Annotated in this window: 27 protein-coding genes; 18 read left to right on the top strand and 9 right to left on the bottom strand. The window is 50.8% G+C overall.

Annotated features, from left to right (window positions below; translation table 11 throughout):
• Positions 1-116 precede the first annotated feature (116 nt).
• The 8 genes from ACMYR3_RS15270 to msrP all read left to right on the top strand — a co-directional run bounded on the left by ACMYR3_RS15270 (position 117) and on the right by msrP (position 7,486).
• Entirely contained in the window at positions 117-2,258 is a 2,142-nt protein-coding gene (locus ACMYR3_RS15270) for a cytochrome c biogenesis protein ResB (protein ID WP_424192780.1), read from the top strand.
• A gap of 192 nt (positions 2,259-2,450) precedes the next feature.
• Complete coding sequence (gene ccsB, locus ACMYR3_RS15265; RefSeq protein WP_424192779.1) at positions 2,451-3,629, top strand: c-type cytochrome biogenesis protein CcsB; 1,179 nt, start codon at positions 2,451-2,453, stop codon at positions 3,627-3,629.
• Positions 3,630-3,808: 179 nt separating this feature from the next.
• Entirely contained in the window at positions 3,809-4,135 is a 327-nt protein-coding gene (locus ACMYR3_RS15260; RefSeq protein WP_424196561.1) for a YnfA family protein, read from the top strand.
• 148 nt (positions 4,136-4,283) lie between these two features.
• Positions 4,284-4,514: a hypothetical protein gene (locus tag ACMYR3_RS15255; RefSeq protein WP_424192778.1), complete on the top strand. Its 231-nt coding sequence runs from the start codon at positions 4,284-4,286 to the stop codon at positions 4,512-4,514.
• 142 nt (positions 4,515-4,656) lie between these two features.
• A complete protein-coding gene (locus ACMYR3_RS15250) occupies positions 4,657-4,944 on the top strand; it encodes a hypothetical protein (RefSeq protein WP_424192777.1) in 288 nt (95 codons plus the stop codon).
• Entirely contained in the window at positions 4,941-5,303 is a 363-nt protein-coding gene (locus ACMYR3_RS15245; protein WP_424192776.1) for a DUF971 domain-containing protein, read from the top strand. The genes ACMYR3_RS15250 and ACMYR3_RS15245 overlap by 4 nt, the downstream gene beginning before the upstream one ends.
• Positions 5,296-6,069, top strand: coding sequence for a ferredoxin--NADP reductase (locus tag ACMYR3_RS15240; RefSeq protein ID WP_424192775.1), 774 nt, complete (start codon positions 5,296-5,298; stop codon positions 6,067-6,069). Before ACMYR3_RS15245 ends, ACMYR3_RS15240 begins: the two co-directional genes overlap by 8 nt.
• Before the next feature lie 424 nt (positions 6,070-6,493).
• Complete coding sequence (gene msrP, locus ACMYR3_RS15235) at positions 6,494-7,486, top strand: protein-methionine-sulfoxide reductase catalytic subunit MsrP (RefSeq protein ID WP_424192774.1); 993 nt, start codon at positions 6,494-6,496, stop codon at positions 7,484-7,486.
• A gap of 314 nt (positions 7,487-7,800) precedes the next feature.
• On the opposite strand, the gene ACMYR3_RS15230 is transcribed toward msrP, so the two are convergent.
• Positions 7,801-8,718: an EpsD family peptidyl-prolyl cis-trans isomerase gene (locus ACMYR3_RS15230; RefSeq protein ID WP_424192773.1), complete on the bottom strand. Its 918-nt coding sequence runs from the start codon at positions 8,716-8,718 to the stop codon at positions 7,801-7,803.
• Positions 8,719-8,913: 195 nt separating this feature from the next.
• Positions 8,914-9,549 carry a sulfite oxidase heme-binding subunit YedZ gene (locus ACMYR3_RS15225; RefSeq protein WP_424192772.1) on the bottom strand — a complete coding sequence of 212 codons (636 nt, stop codon included), beginning with the start codon at positions 9,547-9,549 and terminating at the stop codon, positions 8,914-8,916.
• Between the two features lie 620 nt (positions 9,550-10,169).
• Here ACMYR3_RS15225 and ilvD point away from each other — a divergent pair.
• The 3 genes from ilvD to ACMYR3_RS15210 all read left to right on the top strand — a co-directional run bounded on the left by ilvD (position 10,170) and on the right by ACMYR3_RS15210 (position 12,706).
• On the top strand, positions 10,170-12,020 hold the full coding sequence (gene ilvD / locus ACMYR3_RS15220) for a dihydroxy-acid dehydratase (RefSeq protein ID WP_424192771.1): 1,851 nt from the start codon (positions 10,170-10,172) through the stop codon (positions 12,018-12,020).
• A 183-nt stretch (positions 12,021-12,203) separates the two neighbouring features.
• Entirely contained in the window at positions 12,204-12,455 is a 252-nt protein-coding gene (locus ACMYR3_RS15215) for a type II toxin-antitoxin system Phd/YefM family antitoxin (RefSeq protein ID WP_424192770.1), read from the top strand.
• Positions 12,452-12,706: a Txe/YoeB family addiction module toxin gene (locus tag ACMYR3_RS15210; RefSeq protein WP_424192769.1), complete on the top strand. Its 255-nt coding sequence runs from the start codon at positions 12,452-12,454 to the stop codon at positions 12,704-12,706. Before ACMYR3_RS15215 ends, ACMYR3_RS15210 begins: the two co-directional genes overlap by 4 nt.
• Positions 12,707-12,903: 197 nt before the next feature.
• Here the strand turns inward: ACMYR3_RS15210 and ACMYR3_RS15205 are convergent, their stop codons facing one another.
• The 5 genes from ACMYR3_RS15205 to yjgA all read right to left on the bottom strand — a co-directional run bounded on the left by ACMYR3_RS15205 (position 12,904) and on the right by yjgA (position 16,905).
• Positions 12,904-13,701: a hypothetical protein gene (locus ACMYR3_RS15205; RefSeq protein WP_424192768.1), complete on the bottom strand. Its 798-nt coding sequence runs from the start codon at positions 13,699-13,701 to the stop codon at positions 12,904-12,906.
• 202 nt (positions 13,702-13,903) lie between these two features.
• On the bottom strand, positions 13,904-14,641 hold the full coding sequence (locus ACMYR3_RS15200; protein WP_424196559.1) for a LuxR family transcriptional regulator: 738 nt from the start codon (positions 14,639-14,641) through the stop codon (positions 13,904-13,906).
• Positions 14,642-14,780: 139 nt separating this feature from the next.
• Complete coding sequence (locus tag ACMYR3_RS15195) at positions 14,781-15,437, bottom strand: alpha/beta hydrolase (protein ID WP_424192767.1); 657 nt, start codon at positions 15,435-15,437, stop codon at positions 14,781-14,783.
• 252 nt (positions 15,438-15,689) lie between these two features.
• A complete protein-coding gene (mog, locus tag ACMYR3_RS15190) occupies positions 15,690-16,304 on the bottom strand; it encodes a molybdopterin adenylyltransferase (protein ID WP_424192766.1) in 615 nt (204 codons plus the stop codon).
• Entirely contained in the window at positions 16,294-16,905 is a 612-nt protein-coding gene (yjgA, locus tag ACMYR3_RS15185) for a ribosome biogenesis factor YjgA (RefSeq protein WP_424192765.1), read from the bottom strand. The genes mog and yjgA overlap by 11 nt, the downstream gene beginning before the upstream one ends.
• Before the next feature lie 108 nt (positions 16,906-17,013).
• On the opposite strand from yjgA, the gene pmbA reads away from it, so the two are divergent.
• The 6 genes from pmbA (at position 17,014) to ACMYR3_RS15155 (ending at position 24,201) form a co-directional block, all read left to right on the top strand.
• Complete coding sequence (gene pmbA / locus ACMYR3_RS15180) at positions 17,014-18,483, top strand: metalloprotease PmbA (RefSeq protein ID WP_424192764.1); 1,470 nt, start codon at positions 17,014-17,016, stop codon at positions 18,481-18,483.
• A gap of 41 nt (positions 18,484-18,524) precedes the next feature.
• Positions 18,525-18,953, top strand: a complete 429-nt coding sequence (locus tag ACMYR3_RS15175; protein ID WP_424192763.1) for a hypothetical protein — start codon at positions 18,525-18,527, stop codon at positions 18,951-18,953.
• Positions 18,954-19,025: 72 nt separating this feature from the next.
• Entirely contained in the window at positions 19,026-20,108 is a 1,083-nt protein-coding gene (locus ACMYR3_RS15170; RefSeq protein WP_424192762.1) for a TRAP transporter substrate-binding protein, read from the top strand.
• A gap of 420 nt (positions 20,109-20,528) precedes the next feature.
• Positions 20,529-21,620, top strand: coding sequence for a TRAP transporter substrate-binding protein (locus ACMYR3_RS15165; RefSeq protein WP_424192761.1), 1,092 nt, complete (start codon positions 20,529-20,531; stop codon positions 21,618-21,620).
• 345 nt (positions 21,621-21,965) lie between these two features.
• Complete coding sequence (locus tag ACMYR3_RS15160) at positions 21,966-23,060, top strand: type I restriction endonuclease (protein WP_424192760.1); 1,095 nt, start codon at positions 21,966-21,968, stop codon at positions 23,058-23,060.
• A gap of 154 nt (positions 23,061-23,214) precedes the next feature.
• Positions 23,215-24,201, top strand: a complete 987-nt coding sequence (locus ACMYR3_RS15155; protein WP_424192759.1) for a PDR/VanB family oxidoreductase — start codon at positions 23,215-23,217, stop codon at positions 24,199-24,201.
• Positions 24,202-24,397: 196 nt separating this feature from the next.
• Here ACMYR3_RS15155 and ACMYR3_RS15150 read toward each other — a convergent pair whose 3' ends face one another.
• Both ACMYR3_RS15150 and ACMYR3_RS15145 read right to left on the bottom strand, forming a co-directional pair.
• On the bottom strand, positions 24,398-24,910 hold the full coding sequence (locus ACMYR3_RS15150) for a dihydrofolate reductase (protein ID WP_424192758.1): 513 nt from the start codon (positions 24,908-24,910) through the stop codon (positions 24,398-24,400).
• Positions 24,910-25,704, bottom strand: coding sequence for a thymidylate synthase (locus ACMYR3_RS15145; protein ID WP_424192757.1), 795 nt, complete (start codon positions 25,702-25,704; stop codon positions 24,910-24,912). Before ACMYR3_RS15145 ends, ACMYR3_RS15150 begins: the two co-directional genes overlap by 1 nt.
• A gap of 425 nt (positions 25,705-26,129) precedes the next feature.
• On the opposite strand from ACMYR3_RS15145, the gene ACMYR3_RS15140 reads away from it, so the two are divergent.
• Positions 26,130-26,516: an MAPEG family protein gene (locus ACMYR3_RS15140; protein ID WP_424192756.1), complete on the top strand. Its 387-nt coding sequence runs from the start codon at positions 26,130-26,132 to the stop codon at positions 26,514-26,516.
• The last annotated feature ends 4 nt before the right edge of the window (positions 26,517-26,520 follow it).

Raw genomic sequence — 26,520 nt, 5'->3', positions numbered from 1 at the left:
GGCGGCATCACTGCCGCAAACAGTAAACCAGCGCACAATAAAAATCAGGCGTTGTTGACAGAGAGGGTGGCTCTGCTATTAGCGGCCACCCTTTGTTTTTTAAATTGACCTTATCTATGATCCGACCAGCTTCGCGCTCTATTCCTTCCATTCTGTTGGAACTGCTCAGTTCCATGCGCTTTGCAATCAGCCTGTTAAGTGTGATTGCCATTGCCAGTGTGATTGGCACCATCGTCAAACAAAACGAGCCGCAAAATAATTACATCAATCAGTTTGGTCCTTTCTGGTTTGAGGTTTTTAACAAACTCTCGTTTTATACTGTTTACAGCGCCTGGTGGTTTGTACTGATTCTGGCGTTTCTGGTGACGTCGACTTCACTCTGTGTGATTCGCAATTCCCCCAAAATGCTGGCTGACATGCGTTCGTGGAAAGACAAAATCCAGGAAAACGGTCTGCGTGCCTTTCATCATCATGCCGAAGTGACGCTATCCGGTGCGCTTGAAACTGTGGCGCGTAGCAAAGCCGATGTGTTGCTCAAAGAAGGTTACCGGCTCAAGGCAGTTGAGCATGGGTCGGCCTTGTTACTGACGGCTAAACGAGGTGCTGCCAATAAGCTGGGTTATATTTTTGCCCATTGTGCGATCGTGATCATCTGCCTGGGTGGTTTGCTGGATGGTGACCTGTTTATTCGTGCCGAGATGTGGCTGGGCGATAAACAGGCATTCAAATCCAATGCGGTGATCAGCCAGATTCCTGAAAAACATCGTTTGCCATTGAGCAACCCGAGTTTTCGCGGCAATGCGCTGGTTGCCGAAGGTGGTACGGTCAATACGGCCGTCATCAATTATCAGGATGGTGTGTTGATCCAGGATTTGCCATTTACCATCAAGCTCAATAAATTCATCATTGAACACTATTCCACCGGCATGCCCAAGCTGTTTGCCAGTGAAGTCGAAGTGACAGATCACGATACCGGTAAGGTCACCTCAGCCACTGTCAAAGTCAATGAGCCGTTGATTTACCAGGGCATGGCCATTTACCAATCCAGTTTTGAAGATGGTGGCAGTCACCTCACACTCGCGGCTTTCCCCATGCAGGGCAGCACACCGTACAGCTTTGAAATCAAGGGTGATATTGGTGGCAATGGGCAACTCGGTGAAGTGGAAAATCGCTGGCAGACTATTACCGGTGCTGATCAGGCCAAGGCCGTGCAGCAGTCCTACACGCTTGAATTCACGGGCTTTCGGCCTTTCAACGTAGAAAACGTCGCCCAGGAAAATGACGCCCGAGCAGTGGCGCAACCCAAGGGCGAGAGCAAGATCAGCCTGTTTGAAAGCACTCTGGACAGTCATTTGGGCTCGGGTACCAAGACGCAAAGCGTGCGCGAATTACGCAATGTCGGTCCATCGGTGCAGTACAAGCTGCGTGACAAGGCCGGCCAGGCGCGTGAATTCAACAACTATATGCTGCCCGCTACTATTGATCAGCAGCGTGTGTTTTTACTGGGCATGCGCGACAGTCCGGCCGAACAATTTCGTTTTTTGCGGATTCCCGCCGACCAGGACGACAGTTTGCAGCAATGGCTGCTATTCAGAGCGGCGATGGCCAATCCGCAATTGCGCGATAAGGCGGCGCAGCGTTTTGCCGACAATGCCATGGCGGGTGAAAAACCTGAGCTGAGCAAACAACTCAAGGCCAGCGCGCTGAAAACGCTGGATCTGTTTGCCGGTGTGCAGGCCGATGGCAGCCAGGGCAAGGGCGGCTATCAATCCATGGCGCGCTTTATTGAAAAAACGGCGAGCAAGGATGAACAGCAACGGGCCGCGGATATTTTTCTCAAAATTTTATCCGGTGCAGCCTGGGAGCTTTGGCAGGTGGCGCGCAGCAATGCTGGCTTGCCCGCAGCGGAAGGCAATGAAGACAATGGCCGGTTTTTGCAGAGCGCCATCAATGCGCTGTCTGATAGTTATTTTTACGAAGCCCCGCTGCTGTTGCAACTCAAGGCGTTTGAAGAGGTCAAGGCGAGTGTGTTTCAGATTACCCGTTCGCCTGGTAAAAAAATTGTTTACCTGGGTTGTCTGTTGCTGGTGCTGGGTGTGTTTTCGATGTTTTATGTGCGCGAGCGGCGCGTCTGGGTCTGGCTCAAGCCGGACAGCACTGGCGGTACGCAATTGCTGATGGCCATGAGTTCGCAACGTAAAACACTGGATTTTGATAAAGAGTTTGCCGCGTTGAAAACCCTGCTGACAGCAGAGTAACCCGCCACGTCACAGTGCTTTGCGTTATAGTCGCGCCGTTGCTGATGTCAACAGTTGGGCTGAGTCAGCGTTTAAAGTAGAGTGAGCTTGCTGGGATGCTGGTTTCAGCATTTTTCTGGACGCTGATTAAGCTTGATACCGGCCGATTCTGAGACACAAGAAATGAAGCAGTCATACTGAAGGAAGAGACAGATGGAACTGACACAACAAATTAATCGGACTGCCCAGGCGCGCACCTGGTTAAGCAGCATTACCGTGCTGGATGGCTTGTTTGCCTTGATGCTGGCGATTGGTGCGGGCTTTGCCTTAAATCGCTACGGTAATTTCATGGACTATTATGAAAAGACCATTCTGGTCGTCGCTGTACCGGTGTTTGCCTGGTTGGGTTGGTTTCACAAGCCGGTGCGCCTGTTGATGGTGGGAATGACCATTCTGGCCTTTAGTGCGATTGCGCTTTATAACGCCGACCCAAGCCTGCAGGGCGCCGAGATGTTGGCGCGTGCCGAAAAATCCTTCTTCCTGAAATACTTTCTGGCCAGTCAATCCGCCATTTTGTGGATGAGCGCCTTGTTCTTCCTGTCCACCCTGTTTTACTGGGGCGGTCTGCTGGCGCGCTCCGACTTTGGCACCAGTGTCGGTTCCAGCCTGTGCTGGGCGGCAGTGCTGCTGGGTTTTACCGGCATGCTGGTGCGCTGGTATGAGTCTTACCTCAAGGGTGGCGACATCGGCCATATTCCCATTTCCAATTTGTACGAAGTGTTTGTGCTGTTCAGCCTGCTGACTGCGCTGTTTTATCTGTACTACGAAAAACATTATCGGACCCGTGCCTTGGGCGCTTTTGTGTTGCTGGTGATTTCGGCCGCTATCGGCTTTTTGCTCTGGTACACCGTGAGCCGCGACGCGCAGGAAATCCAGCCCCTGGTACCCGCACTGCAAAGCTGGTGGATGAAGATTCATGTGCCAGCCAACTTTATTGGCTATGGCACGTTTTCATTGGCGGCAATGGTCGGCGTGGCTTATCTGTGCAAGTCCAAAGGCATTTTGGCCAATCGCCTGCCTGAGCTGACGGTGCTCGACGACCTGATGTACAAATCGATTGCGGTCGGTTTTGCATTTTTCACCATCGCCACCATTTTGGGGGCGCTGTGGGCGGCCGATGCCTGGGGCGGTTATTGGAGCTGGGATCCCAAAGAAACCTGGGCGTTGATCGTCTGGCTCAATTATGCAGCCTGGTTGCATATGCGTCTGATGAAAGGTCTGCGCGGTACTTTTGCAGCCTGGTGGGCAGTGATTGGCCTGGTAGTGACTACTTTTGCCTTTCTGGGCGTCAATATGTTCCTCTCGGGTCTGCACTCCTACGGTCAGCTTTGATGACTTGGCCTCTGGTCAGGTAGCCAGAGTCGGCATGACAGTTGCTGACTTGGCAAAGCTACCTGAGTGATCAAAGCGATTAAGGCAAACTCAAGCAACTAAGGCACCAAAGCGGACTTAAGCGGACTTTGGCATGAATGGCAGCGACAGTTTCGCTGCCATTTTCATTTGAGGCGTACATCATGCTTATTAAAACCCTCGGTTTGTTTGTCTTGACGGCGATCGCCGAAATTGTTGGCTGTTATCTGCCGTACTACTGGTTGCGCAAGGACGGGCCGATCTGGTTGCTGGTGCCGGCAGCCGTATCGCTCGCACTCTTTGCCTGGCTGCTCACCTTGCATCCCGATGCATCGGGACGCGTCTATGCGGCCTATGGTGGCGTTTATGTGAGTGTGGCGCTGCTCTGGCTCTGGCTGGTGGATGGGATTCGTCCGAGTGGCTGGGATTGGCTTGGTGTCGGCGTGACGCTGGTCGGCATGGCGATCATCCTTCTTGCGCCTAAATGACGATACTTATGGGTAGTACCTTAAATATCTGATTGCTCAGGTGTGTTATATAAGGCTTGTAAAAAATACAGGTAAGCAGTATTTAATCGATGAAATTCAGGCCATGATGTCTATGCCATTTACCTAAAAATCATGCTTGATCATTACCATGCAGGCCGAGCTGTCCGGTCGGCGTTGTCATGTGCTGATCGCACGGATGTCTGCTACCGATGATCTGGTGCAAGACACGAGCACCATGCTGAGCGGGTTGATCGGGCTGGCGCTTATCCATGTCCAGGTGATGATGATCGCTTATTGGTTTTATGTACAAAGAAATGCGGGATGCTTCGTTCACGGCATGATGAATTGTGATTATTCTGATGGCTGCTATCGCGTTTGAACGGTATCCGGACAGATTTTGATGGGGTGTCAAAAATGATGGCAGAGTGGAGTGGTTCTCTGATGCTTGTCTGATCCATCGTAGTGGCAGCGAGTATTCTGAAGCACTGAGATGTAGGAAAGACCGTGCAGGAAAGATAGGGATGAAAACGATTGAGCTGGAATATGACCAGATGGTCGTGGGTGACGATGCGGATGATCCCATGGTCGCGCAGTCAGGGTCTGGGAAAAAAATGCGAGGCGGTGTCTGCCGGTACTTGATTGGGCGCATGTCAAGCATGGCCGTGCTATTTCGCGATCGGGCGGTGCAGCTCAAATTGCTGATTCGCGAAGAAAGTCGGGCTGCCATGGGCAACAAACTGCGCGCTGGCGGTGCTGGCGTGGCCTGTCCACCGATATTTGGCCAACAGGGCGTGGGAGCCATGCTATGAGTGGGATTAGCGGTTGCATTGAGCCGATGGATATTGGCTTACATCAGCACGACAGTACATTGGATTTAAGCTGGCAGGATGGTCTTGTGGTACATTTCAGGCCGGAAGTTTTGCGTAGAGCCTGCCGCTGTTCCGTTTGCGAGTACCAACGCCGCACCGGACAAGGCATAGAGCCAGGTAGTGAGAATGATGGCGATAAGATACTTATTGAATCCATTACCCCGGTTGGGGTGATCGGCCTTCAGTTTTCCTTTAGCGACGGACACGATCGCGGTATTTATCCCTGGGCTTATCTGCGTGAATTAAGCCAAACCAATTCCGCCAAAGACCCATCGATAGGAGTTTTTTACTGTGAGTAATTTTAACGAGGAGCGCGTGCTGTCGGTTCATCATTGGACTGACAGACTCTTTTCTTTTACCTGCACGCGCGATCAGGCTTTCCGTTTTCAGAGTGGCCAGTTTGCCATGATTGGTTTGCTGGTCAATGACCGGCCTTTGCTGCGTGCGTACAGCATGGTCAGCCCGCATTATGAAGAAACGCTGGAGTTTCTCAGTATCAAGGTGCCTGATGGCCCCTTGACCTCGCGCCTGCAGCACATCAAGGTCGGCGATACCGTGCTGATCGGCCGTAAACCAACCGGGACCTTGCTGCTGCAAAATCTGCTGCCGGGCAAAACCCTGTTCCTGCTGTCGACCGGCACCGGTCTGGCACCTTTCATGAGCATCATCCGTGATCCAGATGTTTATGAAAAATTTGAAAAAGTGGTGCTCGTCCATGGTTGCCGCGAAGTCAAGGAACTGGCTTATGGCGACTATATTGAAAACGAGTTGCCTAAAAACGAATGGCTGGGCGAGCAGGTTACCAACCAGTTGCTCTACTACCCAACCGTGACGCGCGAGCCATTCCGCAATCAGGGACGGATTCCGGTTCTGCTGGAATCGGGCAAGCTCTGTGCTGATCTCGGTCTGCCTGAATTCAATATGGAAACAGACCGTGTGATGATTTGCGGCAGCCCCGAAATGCTGCATGATCTGGTGGTCTTGCTCAAGTCACGTGATTTTCATGAAGGTAATATGAGCCATCAAGGCCATTATGTGATTGAGCGTGCGTTTGTTGAAAAATAAGCGCTAGCGCAAAGTCATACCGTTGTACCCCACAGGCCAACCGGCCGGTGCCGTTGCCAAAACAGCACCTCAGCCGGTTGGCCTGTTTGTTTTGGCATCATGAAGATTCTGTCAGATGCCATGCATCTAAAGGGAAACTTGCTGCGTATCTTGAGTGTCTAGGCAGTAAGGTCAAGTCAAGGCAGGTCGGGTCAGTGGTTTAAGCAGATGAATTCGTCGCAATTTGCATTTTGTCTGTAAGCTTTGGGCAGCTGTCTCGACCAACCATCAGCACCAAGCCAACATGGCGTGTGACATTATTTTTTAGTCTTTTCAGTCTCGCCTCAGGTGTTGGTTTTATGACCCTGTTTGATCGTTGATCTCTGGATCACGCTCCAGGTTGATCTGAATACATAGCCAAGTAACCTCACACAAAGGATGCATCATGCTGATCAAGACCGCCAGTTCACTCGATGGCAGCAATATTGCCGCCAGTGAAATTACCCCGCGCCATGTATTTGAAAACCGTCGCGCTTTGCTCAAGCTGGCGGTTGCCACGGCGGCGACACCCGCACTGGCCGCGTGGGCACAGCGTACCGCCTTTGCCGCGGACGGCCCCAACCCCAAGTTAGCTGCCAAACCCAATGGCAACTACGTGGCGCTGGACAAGCCGACGCCCTATACCGATGCCACCACCTATAACAACTTTTACGAATTTGGTACCGACAAGGCCAATCCCGCACGCAACGCCAGCACCCTCAAGACCGAGGGCTGGACTTTGACCATTGAAGGGATGGTCAACAAACCCATCACGCTGGATCTGGATGCGCTGAAAAAACTGGCGCCGCTGGAAGAGCGTATTTACCGGCTGCGTTGTGTGGAAGGCTGGTCGATGGTGATCCCGTGGATTGGTTATTCGCTGTCCGAACTCATCAAGAAGGTGGAGCCTACCAGCAGTGCCAAGTATGTGGAGTTCATCAGCCTGGCCGATGTGCGCCAGATGCCGTTTTTAGGCTCGCCAATGGGTTCGCGCGTGCTTGACTGGCCGTATGTGGAAGGTCTGCGTCTGGATGAAGCCAATCACCCGCTGGCACTGCTCACGCTGGGCATGTATGGCGAAGTGCTGCCCAAACAGAACGGCGCGCCAGTGCGCATGGTGGTGCCGTGGAAATACGGCTTTAAAAGTCCCAAGTCGATCATTCGCATGCGCTTTACCGACAAGCAGCCACAAACTGCCTGGAACAAGGCCGCACCTCAGGAGTACGGTTTTTATTCGAATGTAAATCCCACCGTGGATCACCCACGCTGGAGCCAGGCCAGCGAGCGTCGGATTGGCGAGGGAGGCGTTTTCACACCCAAGAAAAAAACCCTGATGTTTAACGGTTATGAGCAGGTGGCCGGGCTTTATAGCGGTATGGATCTGGCGAAGTTTTTCTGATTTAAAGTACTCGAAAAAGTATTTTAAATGGAGTATATCCATATTTTATATGCTTAAGTGCTTATATATTGGCTCTTGAAAAATACCTATGGGAAGTATATTTTAGTGGCAATAATGATTGGGATAGCGATTTAAAAATCCTGGTCAAGGCTCCAAGGCATAAAAAAAGCAGCGCAATCGAAAGACTGCGCTGCTTTTTTATTGGTTGATGATGAGCGATGAAGGTCGATTTTGCGGTCATGTTGCAACAGCGACAACAACGCGAGCCAGGCTGATCTTGCAGTGGCTCGCTGCAGTGGGTCACATCGCCTTCCTTACTTCAAACCCGACACCCCGCGCGACATGCTGTCGTCGGCCGGTTTGGCTTCCGACTTGGCTGGTGTCGCTGGCTGGCTGGCCTTGGCATCGGGTGCGTAGTCGCCCACATATTCAATCTTGGCGACACCGCGCAGACGTTTGACCTCTTCGGCACCAGCGTCATTGCGTTTTTTCTGCTGCAAAAATTGTTCAATGCGGGGCGTGGCGGTCGCTTCATCGAGTGGGGCGAGCGAGGTGCCATTGACTTGCAAAATCCGGATGCCGCCATTCATGGGCAGATAGCCCAGATCACCTTCCTTGAGCTTGGTCAGCGCGGGCAGGATTTCCAGCTCAATCATCTCGGCCGGTTTGGTGACTTGCGACTGGCCAAACGACAGATTGTTTTCTTTGGCAATCGCGGCCACATCGGCTATGGTCTTGGCTTTTTCGAGCAGCGGCTTGAGTTTTTCAATATCCTTGGGCGCAGCCATGATGCCGCCTTCGGTCAGCTGAAACACCTTGCGTTCGCTAAACAGTTCGGGGTGCTCTTTGTAAAACTTTTTGATCTCGTCGGCGCTGGGTTTGCTGGCGGAAGTACCGAGGCGTTCCACATAGGCCCGCGCCAGAATTTCACGTTTGGCTGATTCAATTGCCTGCATCACATTGGCGTCACGATCCAGCTTTTGTTCCTGGGCTTGCTGAATCAGCAATTCCTGGTCGATCAGACTTTGCAAAATCTGTTTGCCGGCTGCCTGCGCCCTGTCTTGCGGCAGATTGGGCGTGCGGCTCAAGACACCGTTGATCTGGTGAATCGTGATTTCCTTGTCATTCACTTTGGCGGCTACCTGCGTTGCGCCGTGTTCTTTTTTATCACCGCAAGCCGAGAGGGTTGCGAGTGCCAGAAAAATGATCGAAGCCAGTTTGAGTTTGTTCATTGTTTTGGTCTAGGTAAGAAGATGCGCAAGAGTAGCGCATTTTATGAGTCGTTTTGTAACCGGCAATTGAAATGACTCAGCAGTTTGTCAAAAAATTGTCAATTTGAAATTGGCCAACCCGCACGGTGCAACGCTGAGCGAGTCATCCAGTCAAGTCATCCCGCCGAATTATCTAGCCACATCATCCAGCTCATTTTAATGGCAGGGCGTCTGTTTGCCGGTACGCACCGGCTGGTTGAATTTAAGCCTGACCAGCAACAGCATCAGCACAATCGAGCCATAAATGATCGGTTGGCCAAAGTCGTGTTTGCCGGCCTTGTGCCACCAAAAGTGCAATATCGCCAGCGTGGCCACCAGATATACCAGGCGATGCAGCCGCTGCCAGCGCTTGCCGCCGAGCTTTTTGATGATGGCATTGTTGGAGGTAATCGCCAGTGGAATCAGCAACACAAAGGCTGCAAAACCAACAGTGATGAAAGGCCGTTTGGCAATGTCGTGCACCATTGAGGCCACATCAAACCACTGGTCGAGCCAGATATAGGTGGTGAAATGCAGGCAGGCGTAAAAAAAGGTGAATAGGCCGAGCATGCGGCGCAGCATGGCAATTTTGTGCCAGCCAGTCCATTTGCGAAGCGGCGTCACCGACAGCGTGACACACAGCAGTACCAGCGTCCAGGTGCCGGTGGAACGGGTAATAAACTCCACCGGGTTGGCACCGAGCTGCTCGGTCATGCCCAAAAAGACCAGCCGGGCCAGCGGCACAAGACACAGTAAAAAGGTCAGCGGTTTCAGGTAAGCAAGCATGATGGCATTGTAGAGTGAATCAATCATTAAAAAAACAGGGCTATCGGTCGTCTGGGTAGTCTGGTAACGAAGGTCTTTTGATGGCAAGCCGATCAAGTCATGCAGGCGGCCCAATCAAACCAATAATCGAGATGGAACTTAGTCGTGGCCATCGTCAAATCCTGACAGAGTGAGAGGGCATATTTGGTTTTCAGGCCAGTCCGGCGAGGCAATCCATGCGACCGCAATCGCTGGTCAGGGTTCAACACACACAACGCGTGCTTTGTTGGGGTGTCGGGTTGCGTGTTTTGGTTAAAGGATTCAACTTAGAGTAATTGAAGGAGTATGCCAATAAATAAACCTATTATGTGCGTATATATTGAGTCTTTAAAAATACAGATGGGGAGCATATATTCTATAAGCATTGAGTGTGAGTTGAGCGTGGTGCCAGCATCCTCATGCCATGGCATGAAGTCCGGTCATCAGGTCTGCAAAAGGTCTGCATTGAGTTTGCGCAAATTCTGTTTGCGTAAATTCTGTGCAAAGTCTGACAAGTCAAAGGGATAAACCATGCAGGCTCGTTTTGTCGCCGCCAGTGCTGCATAATGTCGTTTTGGGCCCAGTCGCTCAACTTGTCATCGTTTCAGCTAACAAAAACAGGTTTTCTTATGCCTCATTACCGTTCCCGCACTTCGACTCATGGCCGCAATATGGCTGGTTCTCGCGCTTTATGGCGCGCCACCGGCGTGAAGGAAGCCGACTTCGGCAAACCCATCATTGCGGTGGTCAACTCCTTTACCCAGTTTGTGCCCGGCCATGTCCATCTGAAAGACCTCGGCCAACTGGTGGCGCGGGAAATTGAAGCCAACGGTGGTATCGCCAAGGAATTCAATACCATTGCCATTGATGACGGGATTGCCATGGGCCACAGCGGCATGCTGTACAGCCTGCCCAGCCGCGACCTGATTGCCGATAGCGTGGAATACATGGTCAATGGTCATTGCGCCGATGCCATGGTCTGTATTTCCAATTGCGACAAAATTACCCCGGGCATGCTGCTGGCTGCCATGCGCCTCAACATCCCGGTGGTGTTTGTTTCTGGTGGCCCGATGGAAGCGGGCAAGGTGCAATGGCACGGTAACTACCGCAAAGTGGATTTGATCGACGCCATGATTGAAGCGGCCGACAGTAAAAACAGTGACGAAGAAGTGGCTGCCATGGAGCGTTCGGCCTGCCCGACCTGCGGCTCGTGTTCCGGCATGTTTACCGCCAACTCCATGAACTGCCTGACCGAAGCACTCGGCTTGTCCCTGCCCGGCAATGGTTCCACACTGGCTACCCATGCCGATCGTGAAGCGCTGTTCCTCAAGGCCGGTCGCCTGGTGGTTGAGCTGGCCAAACGCTATTACGAGCAGGACGACGAAAGCGTCTTGCCGCGCAGTATTGCCAACTTCAACGCCTTTGAAAACGCCATGACGCTCGACATCGCCATGGGTGGTTCTTCCAACACCGTGCTGCACCTGTTGGCTGCGGCGCGTGAGGCTGGTATTGACTTCACCATGAAAGACATTGACCGGCTGTCACGGCGTGTCCCGTGCCTGGCCAAAGTGGCGCCGGCAACACAAAAATATCATATGGAAGACGTGCATCGTGCTGGTGGTGTGATGGGCATTTTGGGCGAGCTCAATCGCGCCGGTCTGATTCATGCTGACATCCCCACCATCCACGCACCCAGCATGGCTGCCGCGCTGGCGCATTGGGACATCAAGGTTACGACCGACGAATCCGTCAAAACCTTCTTCCGCGCCGCGCCGGGTGGCGTACCCACGCAGGTTGCTTTTTCGCAAGAGCGGCGCTATCCAACGCTCGATGATGATCGTGCCAACGGTTGTATTCGCGACAAGGAGCACGCCTATTCACAAGACGGCGGCATTGCCGTTTTGTTTGGCAATATCGCCGAGCGCGGCTGTATTGTGAAGACCGCCGGTGTGGATGATTCCAACCTCAAATTTACCGGTCGTGCGCGAGTATTTGAAAGCCAGGACGATGCCGTTGAAGCTATCCTGGGTGACCAGATTGTGGCCGGTGATGTGGTCGTGATTCGCTTTGAAGGCCCCAAAGGTGGCCCCGGCATGCAAGAGATGCTCTACCCCACCAGCTACCTCAAATCCAAAGGTCTGGGCAAAGCCTGTGCGCTGCTCACCGATGGTCGCTTTTCTGGTGGTACGTCCGGTCTGTCGATTGGTCATGCCTCCCCTGAAGCCGCCGAAGGTGGTGCCATTGGTTTGGTGCAAGAAGGCGATACGATCGACATTGACATCCCTAATCGCACCATCAACCTGGCTATCAGCTCCGCAGCCCTGGCCGAGCGCCGCCAAGCCGAAGACGCCAAAGGCAGCAAAGCCTGGAAACCGGTCAGTCGTCAGCGCGTGGTTTCTGCCGCCCTGCAAGCCTATGCCGCCATGACAACCTCAGCCGATACCGGTGCGGTACGTGATGTGACCCAGTTGTATAAGTAAGCATTAAGCTATAAAGGCTGATACAAGTCAGCCAAAAGAAAAGCGCAGTACCTGAGAGGGGCTGCGCTTTTTTGTTAAGAATATAAATCGCTTGCGACTTGGCTGGTTATGAATCTGTGAGCAACTGCTTGCAGATGAAATTATTGAGTTGTACAATAATGCGTACAAATGAGGAGCATCGTTATGGACGCCATTACTTATTCAGCCGCACGTGCCAATCTTGCCAGCACCATGGACAGGGTTTGTGACGACCATGAAGCCTTGATCATCACCCGCAATGGGGATCAATCAGTCGTCATGCTCTCGCTCGAAGATTATCAGGCACTGGAAGAAACGGCCTATCTGTTACGTAGTCCAGCCAATATCAAACGACTACTGTCAGCCATTACTCAGCTTACTGCTGGTAATGGTAGCGAGCGGGAACTGAGCGAATGAAGTTGATCTTTGCTGATGAGGCATGGGAAGACTATCTCTACTGGCAAAAGCAGGACAGGCGTATGGTGGAGCGTATCAACAAACTGATCCGCGAAACTCAGCGTGAGCCATTCACCGGCGTAGGCAAGCCCGAACCGCTCAAGCATGCCCTGTCCGGCTTCTGGTCTCGCCGCATCACCGATGAACATCGTATGGTCTACAAGGTTGATGGTGATGCTTTATTGCTTGCGCAGTTGCGGTATCACTACTGATATCTGATGGCGTAAAGGGTTTGCTTCATTTAATGCCGACGAGGTTAACTGGGTGTTAATTATTTGTTTTGACTCGCCAATGCATAATAGTGTTGAGGCAATCAAGGAAATCAATAATTAGTAAGAAACTTTTGAATAAAAAAACAAAGTGTTCAATCGAAATAAGTTGAACACTTTGTGATCGGGTGAAAAAATAATTAGCGTTTCGTGAAGCAATTCTGATTGGGTGATACGTTAATTGACTTTAAGACGGCTTCTGGGGTTGCAAAAAGGCTGGGGTTTTCGTCGCCAATCACACACAAAGTAGTCGCGTTGAGTTTAGACCAGACAAGATAACTCTTGGTGTTGGTAATCAGTGTCATGGTTGCCCAATGCGAAGCAATATTGACGTTACTTTTTATGGATGTGATTTGAGCATTTGCCATAACAGTAGCAGGCAGGGCAGAGCCATTGCCAGAACAATCTGCATTGGCATATTGCACAATTCCAGAAGCCCAAGAGAAGCTTTCTGAACCTGTTGCCGCTAATTTATATAAGGTTCTGGCAGAACTATTCGTACCAAGTTTGGTACAGGAGTTTTGTTGCCATTCTCCCGCTAAAGCATTGACGTCACTAGCGGGTGGTGTGCCACATGTCACACTGATATTGCTGATATCGGTCGTTGCAGTGCCACTACCATTGCTCACTGTGCATGTTTGTCCATTTGGTTGAGTTTTCACCGTGACTGCATATGTTTCAGGGCTTTTAATACGATTCAAAAAAGTAAAGCTAGTGTTGCTAGGCAAGGCCAAGTCATCGCTGCCATTGTTTTGCAAGACAACTGTATTGCCAGTATTTAATCCGGTGAGTGTTCCGCCAATACTGAATCCAGTGGTGTTTATGGGGGTGCCGTCCCCGCCACCGCCACAAGCGGTTATATAAAATGGGATGCAGAGAAATGTCAGGTTGCGTAAACGTAAGCGTAATAGTTGCGGAATAGAAAATGCTGCTTTCATCCAGTTTGATCCTTTCGATATAAGCCAACTCCACGAGCAAGAAATTGTTTTCGCCGTCATGTTGAGACGAAGACGTAGAGCGGATAACGGGATTACATCAAAAGTTGTATTTTAAATATAGCTATCAAATCTAATAGGTGCATTTTAAATATACCTATTAGATTTGATAGCTTGGCCCTTCATTATTTAGATGTTACGGTTGCTAAAACGGATGAGGATTGATCAGCCCTTGGAGAATGGCTTTGGCAATGGCATGTTGACGATTGGAAACGTCAAGTTTAATCATTGCATTGTTCAGATGAAAATTGATGGTTGCTTCGGAAAGGCTAAGCAATCGGGCCATTTCCCAGGTGGTTTTGCCGTCGGCTGCCCAACGCAAACATTCCGATTCGCGCAGTGTGAGCGGAGCTCGATTGGTCGGGTTGGGAAGTTGAAAGACATGCTGGACAGCTTCATGGACATAGCCGGCCATAAGCTGGACATATGGATAGGCATGTAGTGTTATTTCCTTGGCAGGTTTACCTTTGCGATTGACTGCAAAGCTGAGTATGCCTAATTCTCCGTGTGGGCTATGAATTGGCATGCTGATACCGTCTTTCATGCCAAAGTCCCCGGCTTCATGCATCACTTGTGCACTCGCTGAATACTTGGCCAGTTTTAAATTGTTCCAGATGATGGGCATGATCTGTTGACTGCAATGGGCCACAACGGGATCGCTGGATGCATATTGCTTTTCCCAATACCGATCAAGCCAGGCATCGGGGTAGCCTTTAATCACGACTATCCTCGATTCTGAAAACTGAGTTGGGATTCTTAGCGCATAAATGAAAGTATCGAAACCAAGTTCGTGACAGTAAAATCGACAAAGATCGGTGATTTCATCCACATTCTTGGTTTTAGAAAAAGTCTGCAGATTGTCGTGAAAGTCAGAAAGTTTCATTTTAAATATAACAAATGAAGAGGCTTTACATATTAGCTTTAAAAAATTGAACAATGGGAAGTGAAAGATTCATCCCCGACTTTCAGGAATCGGGAATTTGAGAAGCTTGATTTAAATAAAAATTCAATTAGATAGGGCGTTACAAAATTTTCCTGAACCAATCCCCAATATCATCAATCTCTTCCGCGCAAACACTGTGCGGCATCAGGTATTCATGCCATTCCACACTATAGCCGAGTGAGTTGAGCAGGTCGCGGGAGGCTGCGGCGCGGCTGATGGGGATGACCGGATCGCCACGGCCGTGCACCATGAAGATGGGGGTGTTTTGGTTGGCGGGATGACGTTCTGCTGCGGTGACTTCGGCCAGTGGGACGTAGCCGGAGAGACACAGTAAGCCAGCCAAAGCTTGGGGATGACGCAGGCCGGCTTGCAGGGTCATGGCGCAGCCTTGTGAAAAACCGGCAAGCACAATCTTGTTGCTGGGGATGCCTTTGGCAATCTGGTCGGCAATCAGTTCTTCAATCAGCACCTGAGATTCACGCAGACCTTTTTCATCTTCACGACGTACCAGGTCGGTCGTGAGGATGTCGTACCAGGCGCGCATGATAAAGCCGCTGTTGATGGTGACCGGAATATGAGGTGCATGCGGAAACACAAAACGAATCCCTTGCGTGCCCTTGAGGTTGAGTTCTCTGACGATCGGCGCAAAATCATTGCCATCGGCACCCAGGCCATGCATCCAGATTACAGCGGCAGTTGGGTTGGGAGAAGTTTCGATTTGAATGGTGTCCAGCATGATGCGTCCTTGATCGATAAATTTGAGAATGGCGAATAGGTTTAAAAATTAAATGTGTACGCTACGTAGACCTATAAGGCGCCAAACAATACCTGTTAGCGCAGCGTTGTTGACACACGGGGACAGAGTATTACTCTGTCCCCAGACTTCGTGGCTTGCACTAAAAAAATCGATAACCATGCTTGGTATTCTTTGTGCTCTTTGTCATGAACGTTTTTAACTTATATCTCAGCGGCTTAGTGGCGACAAAAATCAATGCTTGACTCGAATCGCGCTCTTGGGGCGAAAGGCTTTGCACACGGTGTCATTGGTTTCAATATAAGGACCACCGACGAGGTCGATGCAATAGGGCACGGCCGCAAAGAGGCCATTGACGAGCTGTTTGCCGTCGGCATCTTTCAAACCTTCCAGCGTTTCTTTGATGGACTTGGGCTGACCAGGCAGGTTGATGATCAGCGCGCCATGTTGGCCGTGATAACGTACTACCGCCACCTGACGCGAAAGGATGGCGGTGGGCACAAACTGCAGGCTGATCTGGCGCATCTGTTCGCCAAAGCCAGGCATCACCTTGCTGGCGACGGCCAAAGTCGCTTCAGGTGTGACGTCGCGCAGTGCCGGGCCGGTGCCGCCCGTGGTCAGCACCAGATGGCAATGGGCTTGGTCGACCAGTTCTTTGAGTGTGGCTTCAATCATGGGCTGTTCGTCGGGAATCAGCCGGGTTTCCATGCGCCAGGGCGTGGTGAGTGCCGCGCCAAACCAGGCTTGCAAGGCGGGTAATCCCTGGTCTTCATAGACGCCGCTCGATGCCCGATCAGAGACGGAAACTAGGCCAATAACTAGCGTATCAGGGTTGCTGTCATTCGTCATGATCATCGTCTAACTGCTCATCCTCAAAGTCCTCCACTTCTTCACCGGCAGCACGACGTTCAGCATCTTGCTGTTGCTTGAGAAACTGGAACATTTCGCGGTAGTAGCGTGGTGGTTTCTGTTCAGCACGTTCTTTGCGGGTGTTGCGAATCAGCAGGCGCAGTGGTTGTACTTCGGCAGTGGGGTGCTCACCCATATAAATGGTGAGTGCCTCGTCATCTTTTAAGAGGCGTTCGCGCCAGCGTTCAATATTGTGCAGGGCCGAGGCTTCTTCGCGGGTGGTCCGTTTAAAGCTGTCCAGCGCCGCGCGCAGGGCTTGCTGATGATTATTGTCAATCTTGCGCATCACTTTGCCAACAAACTGCATTTGTCGGCGTTTGCCTTCGTGATCGGTAATGCGGCGCGCTTCCATCACTGCATCGAGCAGGTCTTCGGGCAGCAATTCGGCTTGATTGAGCTTTTTCAGGCGATCTTTGGCCAGCGCGACCAGTTCGACGCCAATGTCTTGCAGGGCGTGTGAATCACGCTTGAGTTGTGATTTTGATGGGCGGTCGTAGCCGTTCTCATCGCGAACACGTTGTTGTTGTGCATTAGGTTTCATAAAAGCGTATAAAGCGGTTTAGCTTGTTATCATAAAGCATTCGGCACATATCCTGTGCTTTTGCTCATTTCAATTCCGTTCATTCAACCCTTCTGTCGATTGCCTGTAATGAAAAAAACTGTCTCGGTAGCCTCTCCCACTCACTCCTCTGCCAAAAAAGTAGCTGCAAAAAAAATAGCTATAAATCAAACTGCGCTGCCTCATTTGTCCTTCAGCCGTGGTGCGCTCGAAGATATTGTGCAAACCACGCTGGCCATGGCCAAGGAAATGGGCGCCACCGATTGTGTCGCCGAAATTTCCGAAGGCAGCGGCCTGTCGGTCTCGGTGCGTAAAGGGCAGATTGAAACCATCGAACAAAATCAGGACAAGGGCTTGTCTGTCACCGTTTATATTGGTGACAAGCCCGGTGCGCGCACGGTGCGCCGTGGTTCGGCCAGCACTTCCGATTTTTCCTTGACTGCTTTAAAAGACACGGTTTCGGCAGCCTACAATATTGCCCGCTTTACCGCCGACGATGATTGCGCCGGTTTGGCCGAGCCCGAGTTGTACGCCAAAAATATTCGTGACCCCAAACTCTTTTATCCCTGGAGCATTGATAGCGAAAAAGCCATTCAGATCGCCACGACTGCCGAAGCAGCCGCCTTGGCGGTTGATCCGGCGATTCGCAACTCCGATGGTGCCAGCGTGTCGGCGCAGCACTCGCAATTTATCATGGCCAATAGCCAGGGCTTTATGGGTGGCTATCCGTATTCACGGCATTTTATTTCGGTGGCACCGATTGCTGCTACGGGGCGCGGTCGCAATATGCAAATGCAGCGTGACGACTGGTATACCTCGATGCGCGATCCTGCCGATTTGCTCGCTCCCGCCAAAATTGGCAAATATGCTGCCAAACGTGCCCTGGCGCGTCTCAATGCCCGTCAGTTGGATACCCGCAAGTGTCCCGTGCTGTTTGAAGCACCACTTGCCATTGGCCTGTTAGGCGCGTTTGTACAGGCGGTCAGTGGTGGGTCGCTGTATCGTAAATCTACCTTTTTGGTCGACAGCCTCGGACAAGAAATTTTTGCCCCGCATATTGCCATTATCGAAGATCCTTTCCTCAAAAAAGCCTTTGGTACGGCACCCTTTGATGATGAAGGCGTCGCCACCAAAAAACGTGACGTGGTCAAGGGTGGTGTGGTGCAAGGCTACTTCCTGTCCAGCTACTCGGCCCGCAAACTTGGGATGCAGACTACCGGCAACTCCGGCGGCTCGCATAACCTGGTACTCAAAAGCCGCCTGACCAAAGCTGCCGACGACTTTAAAGCCATGCTTAAAAAAATGGATACAGGTCTGCTGGTGACCGACTTGATGGGGCAGGGCGTCAACTATGTGACAGGCGATTATTCCCGCGGTGCCTCCGGCTTTTGGGTACAGGGCGGCAAGATTCGTTACCCGGTCGAAGAAATCACCATTGCGGGCAATTTGCGCGACATGTTCAAAAACATTGTGGCGGTTGGCAGCGACGTGATGGTGCGTGGTTCCAAAGAGTGTGGCTCAATTCTGATCAACGAAATGACCGTGGCAGGCGGTAATTAAGTCGACTGTTTTAGTTTGCTAATCCACTTCACTGATTGGTCATGAATCCCAACCACCAATGGTCCAGTAACGAGACGCTCTTGCTCTCGTACCGGGCCATTTTTATGTCGATGCAATCCCTGTTTTTGGTGGTCGGGGCATTGGGTTTGGTACATCATAGCCATCGCTTGGTGTATCTGATGGCGGGTGTGAGTTTTTTGGTGATCTGGTTTATCTGGTTTCCTGTGGTGCGCGCCCGCCACAAGGTGATTGATTACTACAAATTTTCTGCGCAACTGGGCGAGGCTGAACGGCTGGCTTTGTGCAACGAATCCGAGTATGTTCACGATCCGGCCTTGCGTGCCAAGGCCAATCTGCTGTTTGGCATCAGCACCAGCTGGCGTACCACGCGCGTCAAGCTTGATCTGTACATGCCGCTGCTGTTCAGCTTTATCTGGTCGTATCTGGCCACCAGCGCCATGGCAGGGTAAGTCCTGCTTGTGTGCGGCATAGGCACCTCCCACAATCAACTTGCCCTGTCACGTTGATCACGAGGAGATAACATGGAGCGTCGTTCCTTCCTGAAAAAAGCCGCTGTGGGTACTGCCGCCACTGCCACCATTTCTGTCCCCGCCCTGGCTGCCGATTTGCCGACCATCAAATGGCGCTGTGCATCCAGTTTTCCAAAAAGTTTGGACACAATTTATGGTGGTGCCGATGTCGTTGCCAGCCGTGTACGCAAACTGACTGATGGCAAGTTTGATATTCGCGTTTTTGCGGCTGGTGAAATTGTGCCAGGCCTGCAAGTGCTGGATGCCGTTTCCAATAACACCGTAGAGTGTGGTCATACGGCTTCGTACTATTTTGTGGGCAAAAACAAAGCTTTTGCCTTTGATGGTGCCGTGCCGTTTGGTATGACCGCTCGCCAGCAAAACGCCTGGTGGTACAAGGGCGGTGGACAAAAACTCACGCGTGAGCTGTTTGCCGAGTACAACATCGTCAACTTCAATGCGGGCAATACCGGTGCGCAAATGGGCGGCTGGTTTCGCAAAGAAATCAAATCGCTGGCCGACCTCAAGGGTTTGAAAATGCGGATTGGTGGTTTTGCGGGCGAGGTGTTGTCACGTTTGGGTGTGGTGCCACAACAAATTGCTGGCGGCGATATTTATCCAGCGCTCGAAAAAGGCACTATTGATGCGGCCGAATGGATTGGCCCTTATGATGACGAAAAGCTCGGCTTTTACAAGGTTGCGCCCAACTACTACTACCCGGGTTTTTGGGAGGGTGGTCTCAACCTGTCGCTCTACGTCAACAGCAAAGAATGGGAAAAGCTGCCGCAGTATTACAAAGACGTGATTGATGTAGCCTGCCAGGAAGCCACGCTCGACATGTTGGCAGAATACGACAATAACAACCCGCAAGCGCTGGCCAGATTGATTAAAAATGGCGTCAAGTTGCATGCCTTCCCACGCGATATTCTGGATGAAGCCTATAAGGCTGCCTTTGAAGTGTACGAGGAAGAGGCGGCCAAAAATCCTTCATGGGCCAGGATTTACGAGCCCTGGAAGCGCTATCGCAATGACCAGTTCCAGTGGTTCAAGCTCAATGAGCTCTTCTATGAAAACTATACTTTTAACAAGAAATAGCGCGTCAAGTCAGGGCAAGCCCTAGGTGTGAAAAAAAGGGGGCTGCGTAAAATGCGCAGCGATGGAGGCAGGAGACAGCCAACAAGTAGAAGCAAACACTAAAATAAACGCGCTTCAAGACGCGGACTAAACGGCATGAATCGAAAGATTCGTGCCGTTTTTTTATGCACTTCTTTTTGCGGCTAACATTTGTGATGTTGACTCAATGAACCTTGTCCTGTGCAACAACTCAGTGACCGCAGCATAAAAATATTGTCGACTCCTGTCACAGAGTGCTTGCCATCCAGCACTGATGCCAGACTACGGTGCTTGTTTGTGTCGACAAACTACGGTTAAATCACAACCGCTGTCTAGTGGCCTTGAGTGATTTTTGCTATTGCTATCTGCACGCCGCCCGTATACCCATAATAAGGAGATTTCATGGAACGCCGTTCCTTCCTCAAAAAAACCGCCCTTGGTGCCACTGCTACGGCCACCACCGCGAGCATTTCAGCGCCTGCGATTGCGGCTGAGTTGCCCGCCATCAAATGGCGTTGTGCATCAAGCTTTCCCAAAAGCCTCGATACCATTTTTGGTGGCGCCGAAGTCGTCGCCAACCGCGTACGCAAACTCACCGAAGGCAAGTTTGATATTCGCGTCTTTGGCGCGGGCGAGATTGTCCCGGGCTTGCAGGCATTTGATGCTGTGGCCAACAACACCGTGGAATGTGCGCATACCGTCCCTTATTATTTTGTGGGCAAAAACAAAGCCTTTGCCTTTGATGGTGCCTTGCCTTTTGGCTTGACCGCTCGCCAGCAAAACGCCTGGTGGTACAAGGGCGGTGGCCAAAAGCTCACGCGTGAGCTGTTTGCCGAGTACAACATCGTCAACTTCAATGCGGGCAATACCGGTGCGCAAATGGGCGGCTGGTTTCGCAAGGAAATCAAATCAGTAGCCGACCTCAAAGGGTTAAAGATGCGCATTGGCGGCTTTGCCGGTGAAGTGCTGTCTCGCCTAGGCCTGGTGCCACAACAAATTGCCGGTGGTGACATCTATCCAGCGCTGGAAAAAGGCACCATTGATGCGGCCGAATGGATTGGCCCGTACGATGATGAAAAGCTCGGCTTTTACAAGGTTGCGCCCAACTACTACTATCCAGGCTTTTGGGAAGGCGGTCCCAATATCTCCTTCTTCGTCAACATGAAGGAATGGGAGAAGTTGCCCCAGCTTTATAAAGATGTCATCGAAGTGGCCTGCCAGGAAGCCACGCTCGACATGTTGGCCGAATACGACAACAACAACCCGCAAGCCCTCGCCCGACTCATCAAACTGGGTGCCAAGCTGCATGCCTTTCCACGCGATGTACTCGATGAAGCCTACAAGGCCGCCTTTGAAGTCTATGAAGAAGAAGCCGTCAAAAATCCTTCATGGGCCAGGATTTACGAGCCCTGGAAGCGGTATCGCAATGACCAGTTCCAATGGTACAAACTCAATGAACTGTTCTACGAAAACTATACCTTCAACAAGAAATAGCGCGTCAAGTCAGGGCATGCCCTAGCTGCGTAAAACAAGTGGTTGCGTAGAATGCGTAGCCATGGAGGCGGAGACAAAGCCAACAAAAACAGACAAACAGCAAACAAAATATAAAGCGCGATCAACGCGTATTAAACGGCGTGGCCTGAGAGCACCACGCCGTTTTTTTATTGGCGCAACGCTAATGAAAGAAGCCGATCTTAAGAGTTGGATTGAATGCACAAATCATTAAATTAGTACAAAGCTTGTCTTGTAAAGCAATGTATTGTCTAATCTATCGGGTTTCTGAGATGGCTAGATTTTGATTTGCTATGTTAACTATCACACAACTTTGGGAGTCGGGGTATGGATTTAATTGATGAGCTTAGAGCGTTATCTGCTCGTGTTGCTAATACAAAAAATTTAATCCAAACGGAAGAGGCAACAAAAAATGCGATGGTTATGCCATTTATACAGTTGCTTGGTTATAACGTTTTTGATCCCTTGGAAGTTACTCCCGAGTTGATTGCCGATGTGGGTACTAAAAAAGGTGAGAAGGTTGATTATGCAATTCTTCAAGATGGAAAACCGATAATTTTATTTGAGTGTAAAAAATCAGGTGGCGATCTAGATATCAATCACGCGGGTCAGTTGTTCAGATATTTTCATGTCACTGCTGCGCGCTTTGGTGTGCTTACTAATGGGCTTGTTTACAGATTTTTTACTGATCTTGTGCAGCCAAATAAAATGGATGAAAAGCCTTTTTTTGAGTTCAATATTCTTGATTTCAAAGAACGTGATGTTGAAGAATTAAAGAAATTTGCTAAGTCTGCATTCGATATCGACACAATATTGACAACGGCAAATGATCTCAAATACACGAGATCTATTCAAAATAAATTATCTGAATGGATGATTAGTCCTTCTGAGGATTTCGTTCGATTGGTATCTTCTGATTTAGTCGGTAATCGGCGCTTTACGCCAGCAGTCATTGAACAATTTACTCTAATTACGAAACGAGCATTTGAACAGCTCATCGGTGAGCGCATTAATGATCGACTAAAAGGTGCAATGACACCAGAAATAACAATCTCTGCTGAAGCTTCACAGCCAATAATTACAGCCGACGGGGTTGCAGAACCTCAAGTGATTACTACTGCCGAAGAAACTGAAGGGTTTCATATTGTGCGAGCGATACTTCGAGGTATTGTGAGTCCAAAACGTATTAACATGCGCGATGCACAAAGCTATTGTGCAATTCTTTTAGACGATAACAATCGCAAACCAATTTGCCGATTGCGATTCAATAATCTAGACAAGTTATCACTGGGATTATTTAATGAACAAAAGGAGGAGGAACGAGTTGCGCTTGAATCGGTAGATGATATTTATAATTATGCTGAGCAGATTAAAGCCGCAGCTAGTTTGTATTTACCGGTAGATGATGTGAAAAAAGAATAGATATTTTCTTTTAAAGAAAAACCGAAAGCACTTCTTATTCAATGAAGTGTTTTTGGTTTCTCTCGCGAATCCTCATGATCGGCGGATCTAATCCCTTTCCCTCACCGCCCCCACAGGTTAAAGTACAGCCTGTTCAATCAGTCCCTTGCTTGCCATGTTTGCCCCTTCTGCTTTACCGACCCAGACCGCCCGTGTTCAGACGCTGCATTACGAGGCGCAGGGCATTATCAGTATTGTTTTGCATCCGGTGGGGCGCAGTTTTTTTGCGCCGTTTACAGCGGGTGCGCATATTGAGCTGCATTTGCCCAATGGGCTGCGGCGCTGTTATTCGCTGATTAATGATGCCAATGAAACCCATCGTTATGTGATTGCTGTGCAGCTTGAGGAGGCGAGTCGTGGCGGCTCGCGTTATTTGCATGAGCAGTTGCGGGTGGGGATGGAATTGCCGGTGTCGGAGCCGCGTCAGCATTTTCCGCTCGACGAAACCGCGCCACATACGGTGTTGGTGGCTGGCGGGATTGGGATTGCGCCGCTCTATTGCATGTTGCAGCGGCTGGTTGAGTTGGGGCGTTCGGTCGAGTTGATTTATTGCGCACCGTCGCGGGCGCGCATGGCGTTTTTTACGGCGATCCGTGATCTCAAGGTGAAGACGGTATGGTATCTGGATGATCAGCAAGGTTTTCAGCCGCCCAATCTTACGCGCTTGATGATGGATCGGTCAGCCGATGCTCACTTTTACGGTTGTGGCCCTTTGCCGATGTTGGCTGCCTTTCAGCGCGCCTGCGAGTTGAACGAATATCCCAATATTCATATTGAAAGTTTTGCGCCGCTGGGTGGTGAGCGTGCCATGTTTGAGCCGCAGCCCTTTACGGTGCTACTGGCCAAGTCGGGCAAAACGCTGACGGTGCCTGCTGATGAGTCGTTGCTGGATGTGCTCTTGGCCAATCAGGTGCCGGTGCCTTACACCTGCCGAGCGGGGGTGTGTGGTGTGTGCCGGGTGCCGGTGCAAAGCGGTGCGATTGCCCACGCCGATGCGGTGCTGAGTAGTGCCGATCGGGTGGATGGCAATGTGATGTTGTGTTGTGTCTCGCGCGCGCAGCACGTGGCCGAGGGGCAGGCGCATCTGGTGCTGGATTTGTAGTTCGGCTTGTAGACGATTGATCATGTAAAAGGCGCTATCGAGCGCTTTTTTATTGCTTGCTGTGGCTCAATTCAATGCCATTAAAAAGCCATTTTTAGGGAGTATGATTAATTTTAGGCTTCTTAAGTGTGTTAATAATAGTTCTAAATTTATACACTATAGAAGTATATTTTAGCTGCTAGGTGACGAGCCCTATTTAAGCGCGCCGCTGGTACACCACAAAAGCGTAGTCCCAGCCATTGCTTTGGCTATGATGGGATTCCCGCTGCACGGCTTGCCAGGTTTGCTGGTCAATCTCGGGGAAATAAGCGTCACCGGCAAAGTCGTGATCAATTTCGGTGAGGTAAAGTTTGCTGGCCAGTGGCATGGCCTGTTGGTACAGCTCGGCACCGCCAATCAAAAACACTTCGGGCACATCGTGACATAGGTCGGTGGCCGCGGTTAGCGAGGTCACCACAGCCATTGAGGTAGTGGCGGGATTGGTGATGGTAAACGGCGATTGATACGCGGCATTGCGGGTTACCACAATATTGCGTCGGCCAGGCAGAGCGCGGCCGATGGATTCGTGGGTTTTACGGCCCATGATGATCGGCGCGCCCATGGTGGTGCGCTTAAAAAAAGCCAGGTCTTCGGGCAGGTGCCAGGGCAGGGTGTTGTTGATGCCAATCACCCCATTGCGGGCGCGTGCCAAAATCAGTGAGAGCCCCATTACACTGCCACCGGCGCTTTGATGGCAGTGTGCGAGACGTAATCGACAATCTCAAAATCATCAAAGCGATAATCAAAAATGCTCTCGGGCTGGCGCTTGATGAGCAGCTTGGGTAGGGGATACGGTTCACGTGCAAGCTGGGTGGCAACCTGTTCTTCGTGGTTGCTGTAAATATGGCAATCGCCGCCAGTCCAGATAAATTCACCCACTTGCAGGCCGGTTTGCTGCGCCATCATGTGTACCAGATAGGCATACGAAGCAATATTGAAAGGCACACCCAAAAAGATGTCGGCGCTGCGCTGATAGAGCTGGCACGAAAGCTTGCCATTGGCCACATAAAACTGAAAAAACGCATGGCAGGGTGGCAGCTTCATATTGGCAATATCGGCCACATTCCAGGCCGACACAATCAGGCGGCGTGAGTCGGGATTGTTTTTGATCTGCTTGACCAGTTCGCTGATCTGGTCGATATGGCCACCATCGGGGGTAGGCCAGGAGCGCCACTGATAGCCATACACCGGACCCAGATTGCCCTCGGCATCGGCCCATTCATCCCAGATCGACACGCCGTTTTCTTTTAAATAGGCGATATTGGTCGAGCCTTGCAGAAACCACAACAGCTCATGCAGGATCGACTTGATATGCAGCTTTTTGGTGGTCACCAGCGGAAAACCTTCGGCCAGATCAAAGCGCATCTGATAACCAAACACCGAGCGCGTACCCGTGCCAGTGCGGTCCTCTTTAAAAACACCATGAGTCTGAACGTGACGCAAAAGATCGAGATACTGTTTCATGAAGGGCGCGGGTGGGAGAAAGAAGATTGAATTGGGCGATTTTAACAAGCTGGCGAAGATTAGCGCGAATGAACGGATATTTACCGCGAGAAAACGGGGAGAGGCAAATCCCTTTCACCACCAAGACACAAAGGGCACTAAGCAAACGCTGAGGGTTAATGAGTTGTTTATGACGTAGTCTGGGGACAGAGTATTACTCTGTCCCCGTGATAAAACAGCGCGGCTCGGCCTGGTTTTGACTTGGTGTCCTTTGTGTCTTTGTGGTGAATGCTTTGTTTTTATTGTCGTGGCGGTTAAAAATTGCCTGACAAACGGTGCCAATGCCATTCACGACACGGTCATTTTCTTTAAGGGTTGCTATGCAAAAATGGTGTCGTATCAACTACCTTGCCTGCATGAATATTTAAAATTTAAAGGAATGAATCATGTTGATCTGGACTGCACTTGTCACCTGTTTATCGCTGCTGACTTATTCGGTTTCTTGTGGTTATGTGGCGCGGATGCGTGGCGTGCATGGCATCAAGGCACCAGCGACGACCGGCCATCCGCAGTTTGAGGCGGCCTATCGGGTGCAGATGAACACGCTGGAAAACCTCATCATCTATCTGCCGGCCTTGTGGCTGTTTAGTATGTTGATCGATCAGCGCATCGCCGCTGGCCTGGGTGGTTTGTGGATTGTTGGTCGACTGATTTATGCCCGTGGCTATCTGCAATCCCCAGAAAAACGTTCCACCGGTTTTTTGATCTCGTTTTCTGCGATGATGATTTTGTTGCTCGGCGCTTTGCTCAAATCGGCATGGTTGTTGGTGTGAATGG

Source organism: Ampullimonas aquatilis (genome assembly GCF_049675895.1).
Classification (GTDB): Bacteria; Pseudomonadota; Gammaproteobacteria; order Burkholderiales; family Burkholderiaceae_D; genus Ampullimonas; species Ampullimonas aquatilis.
The sequence above is the reverse complement of the archived record's forward strand: the minus strand, read 5'-3'. Positions and strand labels throughout refer to the sequence as shown.

Excerpts from the sequence above, each read along its gene's own strand:
- ACMYR3_RS15270 (WP_424192780.1), top strand. The coding sequence starts at position 117 with ATGATCCGACCAGCTTCGCGCTCTATTCCTTCCATTCTGTTGGAACTG.
- ccsB (WP_424192779.1), top strand. The coding sequence starts at position 2,451 with ATGGAACTGACACAACAAATTAATCGGACTGCCCAGGCGCGCACCTGG.
- ACMYR3_RS15255 (WP_424192778.1), top strand. The coding sequence starts at position 4,284 with ATGCAGGCCGAGCTGTCCGGTCGGCGTTGTCATGTGCTGATCGCACGG.
- ACMYR3_RS15250 (WP_424192777.1), top strand. The coding sequence starts at position 4,657 with ATGAAAACGATTGAGCTGGAATATGACCAGATGGTCGTGGGTGACGAT.
- ACMYR3_RS15245 (WP_424192776.1), top strand. The coding sequence starts at position 4,941 with ATGAGTGGGATTAGCGGTTGCATTGAGCCGATGGATATTGGCTTACAT.
- msrP (WP_424192774.1), top strand. The coding sequence starts at position 6,494 with ATGCTGATCAAGACCGCCAGTTCACTCGATGGCAGCAATATTGCCGCC.
- ACMYR3_RS15230 (WP_424192773.1), bottom strand. The coding sequence starts at position 8,718 with ATGAACAAACTCAAACTGGCTTCGATCATTTTTCTGGCACTCGCAACC.
- ACMYR3_RS15225 (WP_424192772.1), bottom strand. The coding sequence starts at position 9,549 with ATGATTGATTCACTCTACAATGCCATCATGCTTGCTTACCTGAAACCG.
- ilvD (WP_424192771.1), top strand. The coding sequence starts at position 10,170 with ATGCCTCATTACCGTTCCCGCACTTCGACTCATGGCCGCAATATGGCT.
- ACMYR3_RS15215 (WP_424192770.1), top strand. The coding sequence starts at position 12,204 with ATGGACGCCATTACTTATTCAGCCGCACGTGCCAATCTTGCCAGCACC.
- ACMYR3_RS15210 (WP_424192769.1), top strand. The coding sequence starts at position 12,452 with ATGAAGTTGATCTTTGCTGATGAGGCATGGGAAGACTATCTCTACTGG.
- ACMYR3_RS15205 (WP_424192768.1), bottom strand. The coding sequence starts at position 13,701 with ATGAAAGCAGCATTTTCTATTCCGCAACTATTACGCTTACGTTTACGC.
- ACMYR3_RS15200 (WP_424196559.1), bottom strand. The coding sequence starts at position 14,641 with ATGAAACTTTCTGACTTTCACGACAATCTGCAGACTTTTTCTAAAACC.
- ACMYR3_RS15195 (WP_424192767.1), bottom strand. The coding sequence starts at position 15,437 with ATGCTGGACACCATTCAAATCGAAACTTCTCCCAACCCAACTGCCGCT.
- mog (WP_424192766.1), bottom strand. The coding sequence starts at position 16,304 with ATGACGAATGACAGCAACCCTGATACGCTAGTTATTGGCCTAGTTTCC.
- yjgA (WP_424192765.1), bottom strand. The coding sequence starts at position 16,905 with ATGAAACCTAATGCACAACAACAACGTGTTCGCGATGAGAACGGCTAC.
- pmbA (WP_424192764.1), top strand. The coding sequence starts at position 17,014 with ATGAAAAAAACTGTCTCGGTAGCCTCTCCCACTCACTCCTCTGCCAAA.
- ACMYR3_RS15175 (WP_424192763.1), top strand. The coding sequence starts at position 18,525 with ATGAATCCCAACCACCAATGGTCCAGTAACGAGACGCTCTTGCTCTCG.
- ACMYR3_RS15170 (WP_424192762.1), top strand. The coding sequence starts at position 19,026 with ATGGAGCGTCGTTCCTTCCTGAAAAAAGCCGCTGTGGGTACTGCCGCC.
- ACMYR3_RS15165 (WP_424192761.1), top strand. The coding sequence starts at position 20,529 with ATGGAACGCCGTTCCTTCCTCAAAAAAACCGCCCTTGGTGCCACTGCT.
- ACMYR3_RS15160 (WP_424192760.1), top strand. The coding sequence starts at position 21,966 with ATGGATTTAATTGATGAGCTTAGAGCGTTATCTGCTCGTGTTGCTAAT.
- ACMYR3_RS15155 (WP_424192759.1), top strand. The coding sequence starts at position 23,215 with ATGTTTGCCCCTTCTGCTTTACCGACCCAGACCGCCCGTGTTCAGACG.
- ACMYR3_RS15150 (WP_424192758.1), bottom strand. The coding sequence starts at position 24,910 with ATGGGGCTCTCACTGATTTTGGCACGCGCCCGCAATGGGGTGATTGGC.
- ACMYR3_RS15145 (WP_424192757.1), bottom strand. The coding sequence starts at position 25,704 with ATGAAACAGTATCTCGATCTTTTGCGTCACGTTCAGACTCATGGTGTT.
- ACMYR3_RS15140 (WP_424192756.1), top strand. The coding sequence starts at position 26,130 with ATGTTGATCTGGACTGCACTTGTCACCTGTTTATCGCTGCTGACTTAT.